This is a genomic window from Synoicihabitans lomoniglobus, assembly GCF_029023725.1.
In the GTDB taxonomy this organism is placed as follows: domain Bacteria; phylum Verrucomicrobiota; class Verrucomicrobiia; order Opitutales; family Opitutaceae; genus Actomonas; species Actomonas lomonigloba.
Genome location: NZ_CP119075.1, coordinates 4,337,387 through 4,354,128 on the forward strand (window position 1 = coordinate 4,337,387; position 16,742 = coordinate 4,354,128).

12 protein-coding genes are annotated in these 16,742 nt (G+C 62.0%); all 12 read left to right on the top strand.

The genetic code is table 11. The features are described from left to right. Positions 1-65 precede the first annotated feature (65 nt). Positions 66-4,034, top strand: a complete 3,969-nt coding sequence (locus PXH66_RS16795; protein ID WP_330930706.1) for a hybrid sensor histidine kinase/response regulator — start codon at positions 66-68, stop codon at positions 4,032-4,034. Then, positions 4,031-4,957, top strand: coding sequence for a response regulator (locus PXH66_RS16800; protein WP_330930707.1), 927 nt, complete (start codon positions 4,031-4,033; stop codon positions 4,955-4,957). The genes PXH66_RS16795 and PXH66_RS16800 overlap by 4 nt, the downstream gene beginning before the upstream one ends. 485 nt (positions 4,958-5,442) lie before the next feature. Beyond that, positions 5,443-6,816, top strand: a complete 1,374-nt coding sequence (locus tag PXH66_RS16805; RefSeq protein ID WP_330930708.1) for an AAA family ATPase — start codon at positions 5,443-5,445, stop codon at positions 6,814-6,816. Next, complete coding sequence (locus tag PXH66_RS16810) at positions 6,813-7,454, top strand: RloB family protein (RefSeq protein WP_330930709.1); 642 nt, start codon at positions 6,813-6,815, stop codon at positions 7,452-7,454. The genes PXH66_RS16805 and PXH66_RS16810 overlap by 4 nt, the downstream gene beginning before the upstream one ends. Before the next feature lie 501 nt (positions 7,455-7,955). After that, entirely contained in the window at positions 7,956-8,159 is a 204-nt protein-coding gene (locus tag PXH66_RS16815; protein WP_330930710.1) for a hypothetical protein, read from the top strand. A 147-nt stretch (positions 8,160-8,306) separates the two neighbouring features. Next, a complete protein-coding gene (locus PXH66_RS16820; protein WP_330930711.1) occupies positions 8,307-9,104 on the top strand; it encodes a TIGR00266 family protein in 798 nt (265 codons plus the stop codon). 121 nt (positions 9,105-9,225) lie between these two features. Continuing rightward, positions 9,226-11,973, top strand: coding sequence for a TonB-dependent receptor plug domain-containing protein (locus PXH66_RS16825; protein ID WP_330930712.1), 2,748 nt, complete (start codon positions 9,226-9,228; stop codon positions 11,971-11,973). Beyond that, the gene (locus PXH66_RS16830) at positions 11,973-13,844 is read left to right on the top strand and encodes a tetratricopeptide repeat-containing sensor histidine kinase (RefSeq protein WP_330930713.1); all 1,872 of its coding nucleotides are present in this window, start codon (positions 11,973-11,975) and stop codon (positions 13,842-13,844) included. The genes PXH66_RS16825 and PXH66_RS16830 overlap by 1 nt, the downstream gene beginning before the upstream one ends. Continuing rightward, positions 13,841-14,590, top strand: a complete 750-nt coding sequence (locus PXH66_RS16835; protein WP_330930714.1) for a LytR/AlgR family response regulator transcription factor — start codon at positions 13,841-13,843, stop codon at positions 14,588-14,590. The genes PXH66_RS16830 and PXH66_RS16835 overlap by 4 nt, the downstream gene beginning before the upstream one ends. Before the next feature lie 197 nt (positions 14,591-14,787). After that, positions 14,788-15,531, top strand: coding sequence for a PEP-CTERM sorting domain-containing protein (locus PXH66_RS16840; RefSeq protein ID WP_330930715.1), 744 nt, complete (start codon positions 14,788-14,790; stop codon positions 15,529-15,531). 89 nt (positions 15,532-15,620) lie between these two features. Continuing rightward, on the top strand, positions 15,621-15,965 hold the full coding sequence (locus tag PXH66_RS16845) for a hypothetical protein (protein WP_330930716.1): 345 nt from the start codon (positions 15,621-15,623) through the stop codon (positions 15,963-15,965). 157 nt (positions 15,966-16,122) lie between these two features. Further along, on the top strand, positions 16,123-16,665 hold the full coding sequence (locus tag PXH66_RS16850; RefSeq protein ID WP_330930717.1) for a DUF4199 domain-containing protein: 543 nt from the start codon (positions 16,123-16,125) through the stop codon (positions 16,663-16,665). Positions 16,666-16,742: the final 77 nt, after the last annotated feature.

The following is a 16,742-nucleotide window of genomic DNA, read 5'->3' on the forward strand; positions in this document are numbered from 1 at the left end:
GGTCAATGGACTAGGTATGATCTTGGAGGGTTGAGCCTCACGGCGATCGGTCCATGTTCGGTCTCGTGCTGACAATCCCTCAGGCATGGATGGCGTTGGTCTGCCTGGTTCCTTTCGGGGCCGCGACTGCTTGGGGGGCCCCTTCCCGCGAGCTCGGTCATCCGCAAGTGCAGGTGTTTCCCGATGGCACGCTCCCCGCCGGATCGCTGGAACCCGTGATTGGCCAGTTGGCTGACGGTCGCATGATTTTCGCCACGAGCCAAACGCTCCTGTTGCACGACAGCAGCCATACTGAACAGGTGCCCCTGCCCCACGAATCCTCGATTCAACAGGTCACCGGTCAACCCGATGGTTCGATCCTGGTGGCGGGGGGTAGCCTGATGGCATTCGCTCACCCCACCGCTACCGGTGGCTGGATCTGGGAGGAACTGCGTGAGGCGCACCTCGATAAAAACGGTGCCCCGGAAGGCGTGTGGACCAGCACCTATGGCGTCGTGGTCCACCCCGGCGAGGTCATCGCGATGGGATGGAGAAGCGGCGACTCCCCGATCATCCGCGCCGGCATCAGGCGGAACGGTCAGTGGTCGTTTTGGCGGAAACCGACCGATGTCCAACAGAGCGAATACATCCTCGGCAGCACCACGGCCTACGTGTTGGACGAAGGCCTTCATCTGCGCCGCTGGAACGAAGGTAAATGGGAATCTGATCGCGTCTTTTCGGAACCCCTGACTGGCGGGAATACACGCCTCCAGGAACTGAAAAACGGTCTTCTGCTGAGCAGCGATTCGACCGGGATCTTCCGGACCATCGAGCGTGACGGCACCGTGCGACCCTGGCCCCGGGACAGCGCCGGGACTCCCGTCGGGTGGCGGCTCCACCCGAAGCCACTCGGTCGAAAGCACCTGATCGCGGTCGACCGGGAACAACGCCTTCGCGTGCTCCGCTACGATGGCACCACGCTGACGACGATCGACTCCACCACCGGACTGCCTCCGGGTGCAGTCAGCGCGTTGTTCATCGACCGTTCGAACAGCATCTGGGTCCACAACGGTTGGCGCGTTGCTCGTATCGTTTTCCCGGATACCGTGAGTCGATTCGATCGCTTCAGCGGACTCGGTTCCGCCGCCGTTCATGGCCTCATAAGATTTTCCGGCGATCTCTATGCCGGCACCGATGCCGGGGTCTACCGCCTGCAACCCCACGAAGCTGAGGGCGACGGCTCCCGGCCGGCTCGCTTTCAGTTGATGCCTGGTCCGAAAGCCCGGACCGCCGTTTTTTTGGAACACGAGGGGCAATTGCTCGCTGGATCCGAGGACGGGGTGTTCGTCTGGCAGGAAGACGGGTTTGCCTTGATCCCCGGCGGCACCAGCCGGGTCACCGGACTGGTCCCCGATCCCCATGATCCCCGAGCGGTCTGGGTCGCCTCCCCCATCGAATGTCAACTAATCCGAACCGGCCCCGACGGCTGGTCCTCCGTGGCGTTTTCCGAGCGCAATACCTCCGCTCTATCCTTGCTGCCAACAGCCGAGGATGAATGGTGGGGTATCGACGTAAGCGGGGACCTGAAGCGCTTTCAACCCGCAGTCCCTCTTCCTCCGCTCCCCTTCGAAAATAGCTCACCGGACCGTCTCATGCTCGGGCAGATGGCCGAATCGTTCACGGGCCGACTATGGGTGGCCCGCACCTACGCTCAACACCCGGTAAATCAGCAACCGGCCTACAATCGATACCTGCTCCACTGGGGCCATGATCGGTTGGCCATCGACGACAACGGACTGTGGACGTTGACCGATCCCCCGGCGAAAGCCGATTTGCTCGATCCGTCTACCCACGAAACCATCGCTGGCCCCCGTCGGCTGCGCGTCTTCACGACGACCTCGCGGAGCCGCGCTTGGGTGGCACTCGCACCCGATGCCACGGCCGCGCGAAGCGGACTGACCTGGCAGGTGCGCGAAATCGAAAAGCACGCCGCGCAACCTCGGCGTGTGCTTCCGGCAGCCGCGACTGCCGTGGGTGAGATCCATGTCCTGCTGTCAGAATCCGGAGAGGCGGGCGACATCCTCTGGGTGGGCGGTGACCTCGGCCTTAACCGGGTGGACCTGGCCGAGTTGCCGGAGCCCGTTCCGCCGTCCGCCCCCGGGTTGCGTGCGACCGGTGCCTTCACTCACGCGGCATCCGATTTCCGCATCCCGGCCGATCACTCATCAATCGGGTTTCAATTCGCCTCAGCCGACTTCCCGCTGGCGGGTGGAACGGGTTACCGCACTCGGCTTCTACGCAACGGCGTGGGAGAATGGACCTCCTACAGCTCGCAGCCCATGCGGGAATTTGGCCGACTGCCCGGAGGCAACTATCGCTTCGAGGTGCAGGCGCGCAACGCCGACGGATTGACCAGCCCGATCAGCGCGATGCCGTTCTCCGTCGCGTCGCCGTGGTGGATGTCGCCGTGGTGCGCTCTCCTCGGCCTTGCCCTGGCCGCGGGGTTGATTGCCGCCAGCGTGCGCTGGGCCGCCTGGCGGGGGCGCGCCCGTGAAGCCCACCTCGAACAGTTGGTCGCCACCCGCACGGCCACGCTCCGGGCCAACGAAGCGCAACTCTCCGCCGCCAAAACCCAGGCCGAAGTCGCCAACCGCGCCAAGAGCACCTTCCTCGCCGCCATGAGTCACGAACTGCGGACTCCCCTCAACGCCATCCTCGGTTTCGCCCAAATTGTGCGGCGCGAGCAGGGCCTTTCCGCCAAAGGCAAACAACAGCTCCAAACCATCGGTCGCAACGGGCAGCACCTGCTACACATGATCAACGAGGTCCTCGATCTCTCCAAGATTGAGGCCAATAAAATGACTCTGCGTCCTGCCCCCTGCTCTCTGCGGCGCCTCGCCGCCGGCCTCGCGGAGACCTTTGAAACGCGCGCCTCCGACAAAGGGTTGACCTTCCTGCTCGAATTCGGCGCGGGCGTGCCTCGCCGCGTCCTCGCCGACGAGCCGAAGCTCCGTCAGGTGCTGATCAACCTGCTCGCCAACGCGGTGAAATTCACCTCCTCCGGCCAGATCGTGCTGGCCTTCGGTTGGCACGACGGCCGCGCGCATTTCGAAGTGCGCGACACCGGGATCGGTATTCCCGCCACCGATCTCACCGCGGTATTTGAGCCCTTTCATCAAGCCCCCGTCGAACCTGATGCCGATCAACCTGAAATCGCCGGCACCGGCCTCGGCCTGCCCATCAGCCGGCAGATCATCGCGCTGATGGGTGGAAAAATTGAGGTGGAAAGCACGGTAGATCGAGGCAGCCGATTTCACTTCGATCTGGCTTTGGAACAGACTCCGGCAGAGCCGACCGCAACAGCCGTGACCCGCATCACGGGTTACGAGGGTCCACGGCAGCGCGTGTTGATCGTCGACGACGTGGCCACAAACCGCGCAGTGTTGAACGACTTGCTCTCGCTGCTCGATTTCACCGTCGAGGAAGTGGCGGACGGCGAATCCGCCCTCGCCGCTCACACCGAGCATCCCGTGGACTTGGTGTTGCTCGACCTGCACCTGCCGGGGATGGATGGCACCGAAGCGGCCCGGCAATTTCGCGCCCAACCAAATCGCCCGCGACTGATCGTCGTGAGCGCCAGTGTTTTCGGCATCGAATCCACCAACACCGAGGAAACCGGCGGTGATGCCTTCGTGCCCAAACCGGTCGACGAAGCCACCCTGCTCGCCGCCATCGCCGAACAACTACAACTGCGCTGGATCAGCATCACCGACCCGGATTCCCAAGCTCCTTTTCCATCGAGCGAATCCGCTCCGATCCCGATTCTCGACCTGGAACGACCTTCGCGGAGTGACCTGCAAATCTGGCTCGATCTTGCGCGCCAAGCCGACCTGGGAAAGCTGCGAGCCCTACTCGCCGCCGCTCCGGTCGACGCCACCGGCGCCGCGTTTCGACAACAACTCGACCAACTCGCCGCCCGACACCGCACCGGCGCGATTCGCGAAATCCTCACCCAAGCTCTCACCCCCGACACGACGACGACCTCAATCCCATGACCTTTGACCCGTCCAACGCCACCCTGCTCGTCGTTGATGACGTGCCCGAAAACATCGACGTCCTCTTCGACGACCTGACTGCCGCCGGCTATCACGTGCTCGTGTGCGATAGCGGCAAAGCAGCGCTGGAAACCCTCGAAGTGCAGGAGCCCGACCTCATCCTGCTCGACGTCATGATGCCCGGACTCGACGGATTGGAAACCTGCCGACGCCTCAAACAAATGGCGGCGGGCCGCGATGTGCCGGTCTTTTTCATGACGGCGTTGGACGACCCTTTTGACAAAGTTCGAGGGATCGAGGCCGGTGCCATCGACTACCTGACCAAACCGGTATTCCCGAACGAAGTGCTCGCCCGCATCCAGGCCCACCTGGAAATCCGCCAACTGCAGAAGTCGTTGCACGAGCAAAACGACCGCCTGGACGCCGCCCTCCAACGCAGCATCAAGGCGGAAACTGCGCTGAAAAACTCCCTCACGCGCGCCATGTTGGTCGTCACCCAACCGCACAATGAAATCCTGTTCAGCACCCGTCAGGCGCAGGCCTTGGTTTCCCGCCACGGTGGGCAGGCCGCCCTGCAGCAGTGGTTGGAACAAGGCGTGGAAGTCGTCAATCACGACCAAGCTCCGCGCCTCCATATCAGTCGCCGCCCCGCCGAATCGGACCCCGGGACCCTGCTCATCACGTTGGAGGAAGAAGCCCCCCCGCCCCGCCCCGACGATCTGCTGGCCCTCGGTCTCACCCCCAAGGAAACCGAGACCCTGTTCTGGGTGGCCCAAGGCAAGACCAATCCCGAAATCGCCGTCATCGTGGGCAAGCAACTCTGCACCGTGAAAAAAAACCTGGAGAGCATCCTGCTCAAACTCCGCGTCGAAACCCGCCTCGCCGCCGCCCTGCGAGCCAACGAACTTTTCCAGTCGAATTGAACGAACGATCACCGGACCGCAGTGCCGCTAACGAACCTTCCGTTTCCGCAAAACGGAGTCAGGCATAACGACCGAGCCCAAACAAGACCCCGCTGATTTAGCCCCGTCTACGCTGGTAGGCAGCCTGCTTGCAGGCGCTCCGCGGAAAAATGTCTGCAAACAGGCTGCCTTCATCCCCAAACAAATCCTAACGGTAGTTCTCCGAATGATCAGGCGGTAGACTCCGCTATCCCGTTCCATCCGCAGGCTTCGCGACATACCCAGCCCAGCCACCCCAGCCCCTTTCGCGTCAATTCAACGGTTCGCGAAATGACCCCGCTCTTGGCCAGCGCCAAACTCAAGATTCACTCAAACTACAATTGTTTAAACCTTGTATCCTTTTTGGCTGCCCCTTTAGGCCGACATAGGAGATAATTTCTCCTAATGGGTAACAAAATCGCATTTACATTTGATAAAACAACAAATTACCGAGACATTTTCTCGCCATGTTGATTAATTTTCGCGTCGAAAATTTTCGCTCCTTTCGTGGAGAGATCGAATTCACTGCCTTGGCCACAGCCGAGCGCCAGCACCGCGAGCGCGTGTTCCATCACGCTCCCGGCAAATTGTCCGTCCTCCCCATCACTGCATTTTACGGTGGAAATAGTTCGGGCAAATCAAGCCTCTACCTCGCGCTAAAGTTCGCTCGCCACTTGATCGTGCGCGGCGGGGTCAAGCCCGAAGACCGTATCGCCCGCGAGCCCTTCCGGCTTGATCCCGCCTGCATGCTGGCGCCATCCCGTTTCGGCTTCGACCTGCTGATCGACGGTCGGCAGGTGCGCTATGGTTTCACGGTGACCCACGAACACGTAATCGAGGAGTCGCTCGAACTCCTGAAGGCTGACACTTACCGCCCCGTGTTCCGCCGCACCCGTTCCGGCAGCAAACTCGAATGGGATCCTACCTCATTCAAGATTCTCAAACTAGAGTCTGAGCAGGACGAATTTGTCCGCTTCAAAGGCCGCGATACACTGGCCAACGAGTTGTTTCTTGGCGCCGTTCGAGGGCGCAATATTCCGCTGCTTGAGGAGGTCGGCGACTGGTTCAAAAACCAACTCGTGCTCATCGATCCGCACACGGAGTTTCGTCCAGCCGAGTTCAATCTGTCTCAGATAAAAGCATTCCGCTCCTACTGCCTCGATAGCCTTGCACGAGCGGATACCGGCATCAGCCAGATCACCAACGAGCCGGTGCCGCTCGATGCCGTGCGCATTCCCAAAGAGATAGCGAATAAAATCATCAACGACTTGGAGTCAGGTAAGGAGAACAACGTGATCCTGATGCGTGGACCAGACCGAACGCGCTACATGTTCACCCGTGAAGACGGTGTCACCAAGGCCTACAAACTTACCACTTCGCGTAAAGATAGTGCAGGCAACCCCGTTCTCTTCGATATCGCCGATGAGTCCGAGGGCACGGAGCGCTTGATCGACCTACTGCCGGCTTTCTACGAACTGACTGCGCCCGACACCGGAAAAGTCTTCTTCATCGATGAACTTGACCGCAGTTTGCACACTCACCTCACGCGTAAGTTGATCGAGGCCTTCCTTGCGTCGCGCACCTCCGAGTCGCGCACCCAGTTGCTCTTTACCACTCACGATCCACTGTTGCTCGATCAGGAGCTCCTGCGTCGAGACGAGGTCTGGTTTATTACCAAACAGTCCGACGGGCATTCCAGTCTCACTGCGCTCAGCGATTTCAAAGGCGTGCGCAACGACAAGGACATCCGCAAAAGCTACCTACTCGGCCGCTTCGACGGCCTGCCCGCCGTGCGCTCCTTCCCGACCCCATCGCCCGAACTCGCATCTGCCGTAGAATGAGTCGAAACCGCCGCAACGGCCGCACTCGCCGAACGGGTTTTCAAGAACCCAAACGATTCATCGTCGTGGCGATGGAAGGGCGCGCGACCGAGCCTTGTTACTTCGACCTCTTTCGCACTGCGCGCGAACACCCGATGCAATACAAGCCGGTTTCCAACCCCAAGGATAAATCCAGGCCCAGTGAAGTCTATGATCGTCTCGACCTCGCTTTTCGGGCGTATGAACGGAGCCGCGATGAGGGCTGGCTCGTCATCGACCGCGATGCTTGGAGCGAGGCTGAACTCGACGATGTCTGTCGCAGGGCGCGCGCAAGCGGATACCACGTTGCCTTGAGCAATCCGTGTTTCGAACTTTGGCTGTATCTGCACAAACGGGACAACCGCCAGTTCGCGGATCGCCACGATTGCCAAAGGGCTCTCGGAGAAGTTCTAGCCAACTACAGCCCGGACCGAAAAGGCAGCTTTGACCCCCAAGGGCTGCGCGATGGAATTGAAGCGGCACTTGAGAGGGCAGCCGCACTGGACCAACACCCAGACACTCCATGGCCCCGTCACCAAGTAACGAGGGTCTACCGGCTCGTGCGAAAGCTGATGTCCGGCCCTACGACTGATAACACCGGCGAACGACTTCACTCATGAAGCTCGACCGCGAACAAACGGCGGATCGTAAAAAAGGGTCAGGCTTAAACAATTGTAGTTTTTTGAATTGAGCGACCGAAAAACAGGTCCCCCCGCTTTGATTCTTAATTTTGGCGACGGGTAGGTGGATCGTCACTCGGTAATCAAGATACCATGCCCGACTCCACGGCAGCGGTCGGGGATATGTCGGTTTGCTCCTACGCTCAACCGATCAGCTTGCACCGAGGCAAGATGCCTCGGCCACGATGCACGCGCTGTTTTCCCCGTGGCCGAGGCTTCCAGCCTCGGAAAAGCTGGCGAGCCAGCCAGTTCCCATAAACACGTGGCCGAACGACTCGGACCGCTCGAATTATCGAAACGGGAAGACGGGGACAACACGGAGTCGGTGACTCCGAACCGCCCGCTCGACCATGCGCGCTGATTTTTGCAACTTTGAGCGGACCAGCGGGGTGATGAGCGTATCCCAACCATCCACCAAAGAACTTCATCAATCCCACTGCCATGATCTCCTCTGCCTCTCTCCTCGCCGCCGCTCTCGTTACTCCGGCTGCCCTCGCCCTCGGTTTAAGCGCCGCCCTCGTTTCCTTCATCGCTGTGGGCATCGCCCTCGCCGCTTTCGTGCTGAGTGACTACCACCGGGTCGGAGTTTGCGACTACGCCAAGACAACCGTCCGTCGCACGGAAGCTCATCCTCTCGCCGCCTAAGCAGCGAACCTCGCAACCGTCCTCGTTCCGCTCGCGGGACGTGGGCGTTTTATTTTGACCCCTTCGCCCATTCCAAAGCCGCGCGAAGTTTCCATTCCCGCACTTCACGATTTTCAACCTCACCGCTTTTCTCCACAACTCCTGTCCATGAACTCCATGCACGAAATTGACTACCGTATCGAAGGCGACGACATGCAGTTCGTCGAAATCGAACTCGACCCCCAGGAAGCCGTCGTCGCCGAAGCCGGCGGCATGATGTATATGGAAGACGGCATCAATATGGAGACCATCTTCGGTGATGGCTCGGCGAAGACCACGGGATTCGTCGGCGCGTTGATGGGCGCCGGTAAGCGCCTGCTCACCGGCGAGTCGCTGTTCATGACCGTGTTCTTGAACGAAGGCATGGGCAAAAGCCGCGTCGCTTTCGGTGCCCCCTATCCCGGCAAAATCGTGCCGGTGCATCTCGCTGAACTCGGCGGCGAGCTCATCGCCCAGAAGGATTCTTTTCTCTGCGCCGCCAAAGGCGTCAGCGTCGGCATCGCTTTCAACAAACGCATCGGCGCCGGTCTCTTCGGCGGTGAAGGCTTCATCATGCAGCGACTGGAAGGCAACGGCTGGGCCTTCCTGCACGCTGGCGGCACGCTCCACGAGCGCACGCTCGCCCCGGGCGAAACCTTGCGGGTCGACACCGGCTGTATCGTCGGTTTCCAACCTTCGATCGACTACGACATCAAATTTGTGGGCGGCGTGAAATCGGCCCTGTTCGGCGGTGAAGGCCTGTTCTTCGCCACCTTGCGTGGTCCCGGGAAGGTCTGGCTGCAATCGCTGCCCTTCTCCCGCCTCGCCGATCGCATCATCTCCGCCGCCCCCAAAGCCGGCGGCAAGTCCCAGGGCGAAGGCTCCATCCTCGGCGGTCTCGGCCGCATGATCGACGGCGATCGATAGGGCCTTCCCTCCTACGCCCTCCGGTCGCGCGCGTTTGCGGCCCTCTCAACAAGTGCAAGGCAGGTGCATTTGCCCTTAATCACGTGACACCTACCGGGCTGCTTTGTTTTTTGGCAGGCGGATGACGCTATCTCCGATCAAGCTACTCTTCCGGGTTGGAGTTGCATCGTTTGTTACCTTCGCTGCGCTCGCCCAAAATCAGCCGGTCGCCACCTTGTCGTCCGGGGAAAACATGCTCGATCCGTTTCCGGTTGTCGGCACTCGCTTGGCCGCGCCGGATGACGTTGCCAAACCTCATGTGGTGGTGCTCGACGAGACCTTTATCGAGCGTTCGGGTGCCACTGATCTCGCCCAGCTCATCAATTTGCTGCCTCAGACCTATGGCGGCTCCGCGTCGGAATTCGGCACCGTGCCCAACGGCGCTCCCAGCTACGGCACCGCAACATCGTTGTTCAACTTCACCACGGGTTCCGCCGTTCCGCTTCGTCAAACGGGAGTCTCCTCGGTCGGTCTCAGTGGCCTCGGAGCCGGCGGCACCCTCGTGCTGGTCGACGGTCGCCGTCTGCCACTCGCCACGCAAGAGGACACCGCGAGTTCCACCGGGGCGGGATTCTATGATTTGTCTTCGATCCCCCTCGGTATGGTCGAACGCGTTGAGGTCCTCGCCAATGGGGCCTCCGCCGTGCACGGCTCCGATGCGGTCGGCGGCGTCATCAACGTGATCCTGCGTCGCCACTACACCGGGTCCGAACTCACCAGCGGCATTCGCGGCACCTTCGATGGTGGTGCCTTTGAGCGCCACGCCACCCTTTCCACCGGCATGACCCGTGACCGACTCAGTCTGTTTTTCAGCGCCACGGCTCGCTCCCAAAACGCGCTCAAGGCCGCGCAACGCACCTTCTCCGCCAACCAAGACCTCACCGCCCGCGGCGGCCGCGACCATCGCCTCGTCGTCGGCTCCCCGGCAGTGCTTTCGGCTTCCGTCGGAGGGTTCGATGGGATCACCGACAGCGATGGAACCCCCGCACGCTACGTGCTAGTCCCGACCAACCAAAATGGCGATGGCCTCACCCCGCACGATTTCACGGGCGCGGGAGGATTTACCGGGGCGGGCCTGCGCTATTACGATTCCGCTGCGACTAAAGACCTCATCGGTTCCTCCGAACAACTCGGACTGCGCGGCAGCGCCACCTTCACGGTCAACCCACACCTTCAAGCTTTCGCTCAGCTCTCTTGGTCCGACCACTCCTCCGAAACCACCAATGAGCCTCCCGCCATTTCGGGCGGAGGGTTCGGTGGCGCGCAATCGCTCATCCCCGCCACGCTCAGCCGCAACCCTTTCGGACAGGACGTCTTCTTCACCGGCGTCGTGGTGGAAGCGCCTCCACGGACCCAGACCGTCGGGGTGCAGCTCACCACGCTCACCACCGGCCTGCGGGGCATCGCGGATGATCGTTGGCAATGGGATGTGGCGGCGACCTACAGCCGTGAACACTTCGACAGCCGCACTCTCGAGCTCGACGAGGATGCCTTCGTCACGGCCCTCGCTGACGGCAGCTACAACGCCTTCGGTGATCCGCTCACGCACGGCCCGCTCAATACCCACCTCAACGAGGTCCTCATGAAGACGTCCCGCATCGTCGGCGTCTCGCAGGTCGCCGGTTTGGATGCCTCCCTGCGCGGCCCCGTCTTCCCGTTGCCGGCCGGGGACATCCTGTTCGCGGCCGGGGCCGAAACCGCGCGCGCTCAACGCGAACGCGCCTCCACCGATCCCGTGATCGGCCAACCGGCCGAGATCGCCAGCACCCGCACCAGCAGCGCTGCTTTTGCCGAGATATATCTGCCATGGGTGAGTGAAGATAACGCGCTCCCGTTCATCCGCCACCTGAGCGCGCGAATCGCCGCCCGACACGAACGCACGGATGCGTTTTCCGAGACTTCCCCTTCCCTCGGACTGCATTGGCAACCCGGGCCCGACATCACTGTATTCGCCCACTACGCGGAGGGTTTCCGCGCTCCGGCTCTCACCGAATTGGAGGACATCGTTTCCTCCAGCACGCTCACCATCTCCGACCCCCAAAAAGGCGGCACGCGCTACGCCGTCACCCGCCTCCGGGGCGGGAACACCCACGTCTCCGCCGAAACGTCCCAAACCTACCAATTCGGCCTCACCCTCAATCCGCGCACCGTATCGGGACTTCAACTACACTTCCACACCGACGAGGTCTACTACCGCAACAAACTCAACGTCCTGCCCGAGCAAGTCCTCGTCAACCATGAGAGTCGTTTCCCTGATCGCATCATTCGCGATGCCAGCGGCCGCATCACCACCATCGACGCGACCACCATCAACTTCGGCGAGATTTACACCCGCAACCTCGACCTGGGCTTGAGTTACGATTTCACCTCCGATCGCCTTGGCCGGATTACCCTTCAAGCCGACGCCGTGCGCCAGCTCGACTACCGAATTGCGGACCGCCCCGATCGCCCCGGCGACGAGACCCCGGACGGCAGCGACACCGTTTCGCCTCCCTCTTGGCGCGGCCTCGCCCGCCTCCTCTGGAACCGGGGCTCCTGGGACATCACGGTGCTCGCGAGCTACCTCGCCGACTACGAGTCCAACGGCAGTGGACCATTCCTCGATCAGTCCACCACCACGCCGTCTATCACCACCGTTGATCTGCGCATCGGCTACACGTTCCGGCAAGGACTCTGGCACGGCCGCGCTCGCGACGCGCGGCTCCAACTCGGGATCGGCAACGTAGCCGATCGACAGCCCCCATTTGCCAACACGCCCTACGGCTACAACCAGAGCCTGCACTCCCCGCTCGGTCGCACCTACGACGTGACCTTGCGCCTACCGTTCTGATGGTTGGGATCGCTCACCGCCACGAGACCCGGATTCGACGCGGTCTCTCCTTTTATAAAGGGGTCGTATTCTGGCTGATCTCCGCCGCCGTCTCGGCCCAGGTCCACGATGTCTCCAGCCCGGACAACGACCCCAACGGCGAAAAGATGCTACAGGAAGCCATTGAACGTCGCGTGACCCAGGACGGCCTCGACGAACCGCATGCCGCCATTTTGGTGCGGCGCAGATTCTCCGCCAACGAGGCGGCGCAAGAACGGTGGCCGCGGGCCATTTCTCATCTCAACCAAGCCATCCGGCTCGCCGAAACGCTACAGGAGGCCGAACTACTGGCTGACCTCTATCTCACCAGCGCCCGCCTGCATCTACGCATCAACCAGTCGGAGATCGCCCTGCGGGACGCTCAACGCGCGTGGGAACTCTCCCGCAATGTCAACTTTCCGGACCTTCAGCTCGCGGCTGGCGTGGCGGTCACGGAGGTCTTACAAACGCTGGACCGCGACCGGAACAGCGAGCCCTATTTTGACGCGCTGATCAAACTCCCTGGCGCCGACCTCTTGAACATCGAAGTGCGTCGAGCCGTCTCCACCATGACGTGGAACACGGCGCTGGCCGAAGCACGTTGGCAAGACGTGGTGGCCCGAGCCAAAGAGGACAACTCCCTTCAAATCCAAGCGCGCGCCCTCGACGAACTCGGGCAAATTTTCCAAGCGCGAAACGATTCGGCTCAGGCCGTGGCAATGTTCGCCGCCTGCGACGCGTTGGAGTCGGACCACCGTCGTTCCCGTCTCGCGTGGTATGACTACAGCCAGGCTCTGAGCGCCGGCGGCCGGAACGAGGACGCTCGCCGCGCCATCGAACAAGGCCTGGCCGATCTCGATGTCACGATCTCACCCGACGTTGCCGCCGATTTCGAAGACGCGCGCGCCACCCTGCTCGCCCGGATGGGCGACACCGACGGTGCCTACGCCGCCGTGCGCCGCGCCCAAAAATTGAAGCGTGCCGCCAACACCTCCGGTTTTCGGATGCCCCAGACCAGGTTGGTTCCGGCCATGCCCACGAGCCGGACCGAAGACGCCGCCATCCTCGCCGCCACTCGCGCCGCCCTGCGTGAGGCCGAGCTCGAAAGCACGCGATTACAACGCGGTCGGGCGATCGGTTTCGCCACTTCCGTCACGCTGCTCGCCGCATTGCTCGGACTGGTCCTGCTCTACAAACGCCGAGCTGCCGCCAACCTCGCGACCGCCCGCGACGCCGCCGAGCTGCGAGCCGAAAACGCCGGACTGCTCGCCCTTCGCCACCAACTCAATCCCCACTTCCTCTTCAACGCGCTCAACAGCCTGCGCTCCCGCGTCCACCGCGGCCGGGGCAACGCCGCCGAGTTGATTGACCACCTCACCGTCTTTTGTCGGCAAGCCTTGCAGGCCAAGCCCGAAGGTATCGCCACGGTGGCCGAAGAACAGGAAATGCTCACCGCTTTTCTCGACATCGAACAGGCCCGCTGGGAGGACAATTTGCAGGTCACGCTCGATCTCGACCCGCTGGCCGCCGATCGCGCCCTGCCCACGTTGCTGCTGCTGCCGCTGGTGGAAAACGCCCTCAAATACGGGGCTCAAACCAGTGAGGAATGCATCGTCGCCTCAATTCGTCTGCACGCCCCCGACGCACAAACGCTCGACATAGAAATCAGCAACTCCGGACGCTGGATCGAACCCGGTTCCGCCCCTCCCAGCATCTCGAACGGCGTGGGCCTCGACAACATTCGCGAGCGCCTGCAACGCCTTTACCCGGCTCGTCACCACTTCGACGTCGGGCCCTCTCCCGTTGGCGTCACCGCCCGGCTCAAACTGCTCGGCGAGCCCCAAGCTTCATGAACGCCACCACCCCACTGCGCGCCCTCCTCATCGATGACGAGCCGCCGGCTCGGGCAGAAATCCGCCGCCTGCTCGCCGCCCATCCGCATATCCCCATCGTCGGCGAAGCGGGCAATATCATCGCCGCCCGCCGTCGGCTACGCAAAGCGGCCGACTACGATCTGGTGTTCCTCGACGTCCAACTCATCGGCGGCAGTGGCTTCGACCTCGTGCCGGACGTGGCACCGGATGCGAGCATCGTCTTTTTGACCGCATACGAGCAACACGCCGTGCGCGCCTTTGAGGTCAACGCGGTCGACTACCTGCTCAAACCGGCAACGGCCGAGCGTCTGGCCCAGTCGTTGCGCCGGGTCGCCACGCAAGCCGCCACCGGCCCGGTCAGCACCGGAGCGCCCCCCGCTCTCACCGAAACCGACACCGTGCTGGTGCGGGGTGGAGGCGGCGCCGAGTTCGTGCCCTTGGCCGACATCGCCGCCATCGAGTCTCAACAGAACTATTCCCGCGTCCGCCTGACCACCGGTCGGGATATCCTCGTGTTGCAAACCCTCAAAGCCTGGGAAGCTCAACTGCCCGCTCATCGCTTTGCCCAGATTCGTCGCGGCACTTTGGCCAATCTGGACCGGATCGAGGCAATCGATCGACCACTGGTCGGCTCTCCACGCGTGAAGCTGTTCGGCCTCAGCGAACCCATCCCGGCAAGTCGCCGTCAGTGGGCGGAGATTCGCAACCGCGTGCCTGGCAGCTGAAACGGGCTCAAGTCGCCCGCCGCCTCGCCGCCCATAAATGCAGCGCAGCTGCAAAAGAACGACCGTTGGTCATTCTTCGCTACCGTTGATCAATTCAGCCTAGGAATGGGGTAATTACCCCTTGTATCGAGGGGCATCGTCGCAGCCATTGCGGATAACCGGATGGCGGAGCGACGAGAAATTCCCCGCTGCAAAACATGAATTTATCCAAGTGCGCCGTCCTCCTCCTCAGTCTATCCGCGATGGCCTCGGTAAGCCCGGCTCAAATCTCAATCTCCGGGGAGCTCGATACTGAGACTTACACCTACCGAGCCTACTCGTCTGCCTATGGTGATACATTCAGCCAATCGGAGATCAGCGAAAACCTCCTGGGCTATTTCAGTTACCAGTTCAGTAGCGCCGGAGAAACCACGGTGGCCATTACGTGGTCCGCACCAGAGGGCCAGGTCTTCGTCGTGAACGCACCCGCAGACTGGAATACCGCCCTCATCAACCTTTCATATTCAGGGGGATCAAGCGCGACCTCCTCCGGGTGGTTCAGGGAATCGACCATTACTCCCGTTTTCACGGATCTCACCGGCAGCTTCAACTCGGTCGGCTCGTCCATAAATCTCACCGGACCATCAGTCGCTGACAACACAGCCTACTTCAATTTCAGCGCCTACGGTCGAATGGACCCAGGCACTTCAATCAGTTTTACCTCAGTAAGTCTCACCGCGGTGGTGGCATCGTCGTATACCGGCAATTTTTCCAATGTGCCGGTTAACAGTTTCAAACTGAGCGCCAGCACCAGTGCTTACTCCGACCTAGCCGACCCGGGCACATGGGCCTCCCTCGCCGCGGCGCCCACCTCCGCCGTGCCCGAGCCCTCCACCTACGCCGCGCTCCTCGGTGGCATGGCTTTCATGGTCACGATGGGGCGGCGCCGTCGACGCAACTGATGGCCGCGCCGGTGCCTGGCAGTCATTCAGCACGGGGGAAGGCGAAGTCGCGCTCCCGCCGCGGCGCCAACCACGCCGCCTCCGAACCCATGGACGCTACGGATTCGGGCACCGCCACTTTTGCCGAGCGTTTCTGCGCCCAACACCAAATCGACCCGCAACGCTTCGCCACCGCCGTGGTGCGTCGCACCCTGCACCTGCCGATGCGTTGGTTGGCCCCTATCTGGCTGACCCTGCGGCCCGCGACTTTTGAGCCCGACTTGGAACTGGCGCTGTTCTGTGGACACCAACGCTCCGCGCGCGACCTCGAGGAGGAGTTGCACGAGTTCCACCACGATTCCCGCAATTACGGTTTGCTGCGGGGACGCCTGAAACAACGCCTCTCGACCCGCCGCCTCCGCCGTCTCCACCGCCGCACCATGCGCTCCGTCTGAGCAAGGCATCGGCACCGGCCGGGCACGCTTGACGGGAAAATCAGCGCGGCGCCGTTGCAGGTCGCCAAGCGGGTCTCAGCCGCTCATCCCGGCGCGGAAACCGCCCGTCCATTGTCCGGTTGGCAATGCGATCAGAATCGCTCACGGTGCAGGTCCCATGAAAACCAACTTCCTCTACGGCCTCGGCATGGCCATCGCGGGGCTCGTGATCGCCCTTCTCCTCAATGTTCTCGGATTTCACGCCAACGCCGAAAAACTCCCCACCGGTCAGATGATCGGCATGGTGCTGGGCATCATCGTCACCATCGGTGGTCTCATTCTCGCCATCCGCGCCCGCCGGGAAGACACCCCCGTCCACGAGGAATTCGGATACGGTCGGGCCCTCGGCGCCGGCACATTGACCGCTCTGGTCTCCAGCTTCTTCGGCTCCCTCTTCAACGTGCTCTACATGACGGTGATCAACCCCGGCCTGCAGGATATCATCGTGGAGGGTGAAATCGCCAAAATGGAAGAACGCGGCATGACCTCCGCCCAAATCGAACAAGCCGAAGGCATGGTGCGGATGATGACCGGTCCGGTCGCTTCCGGCATCATGGGCTTCATCATGGCTTTCATCGTGAGCTTCATCATCTGCCTCATCATCTCCGCCTTTCTCAAGCGTCCCGCGGTCGACGAGTTGCCCCCCGCCATGGCGAGCTGATCCGGCGCTTCGCCTACGATAGTTTAATAAAATCAGAATGCGGAGCCTTGGCGGGCTCCGCATTTTTTTGGCGCAAC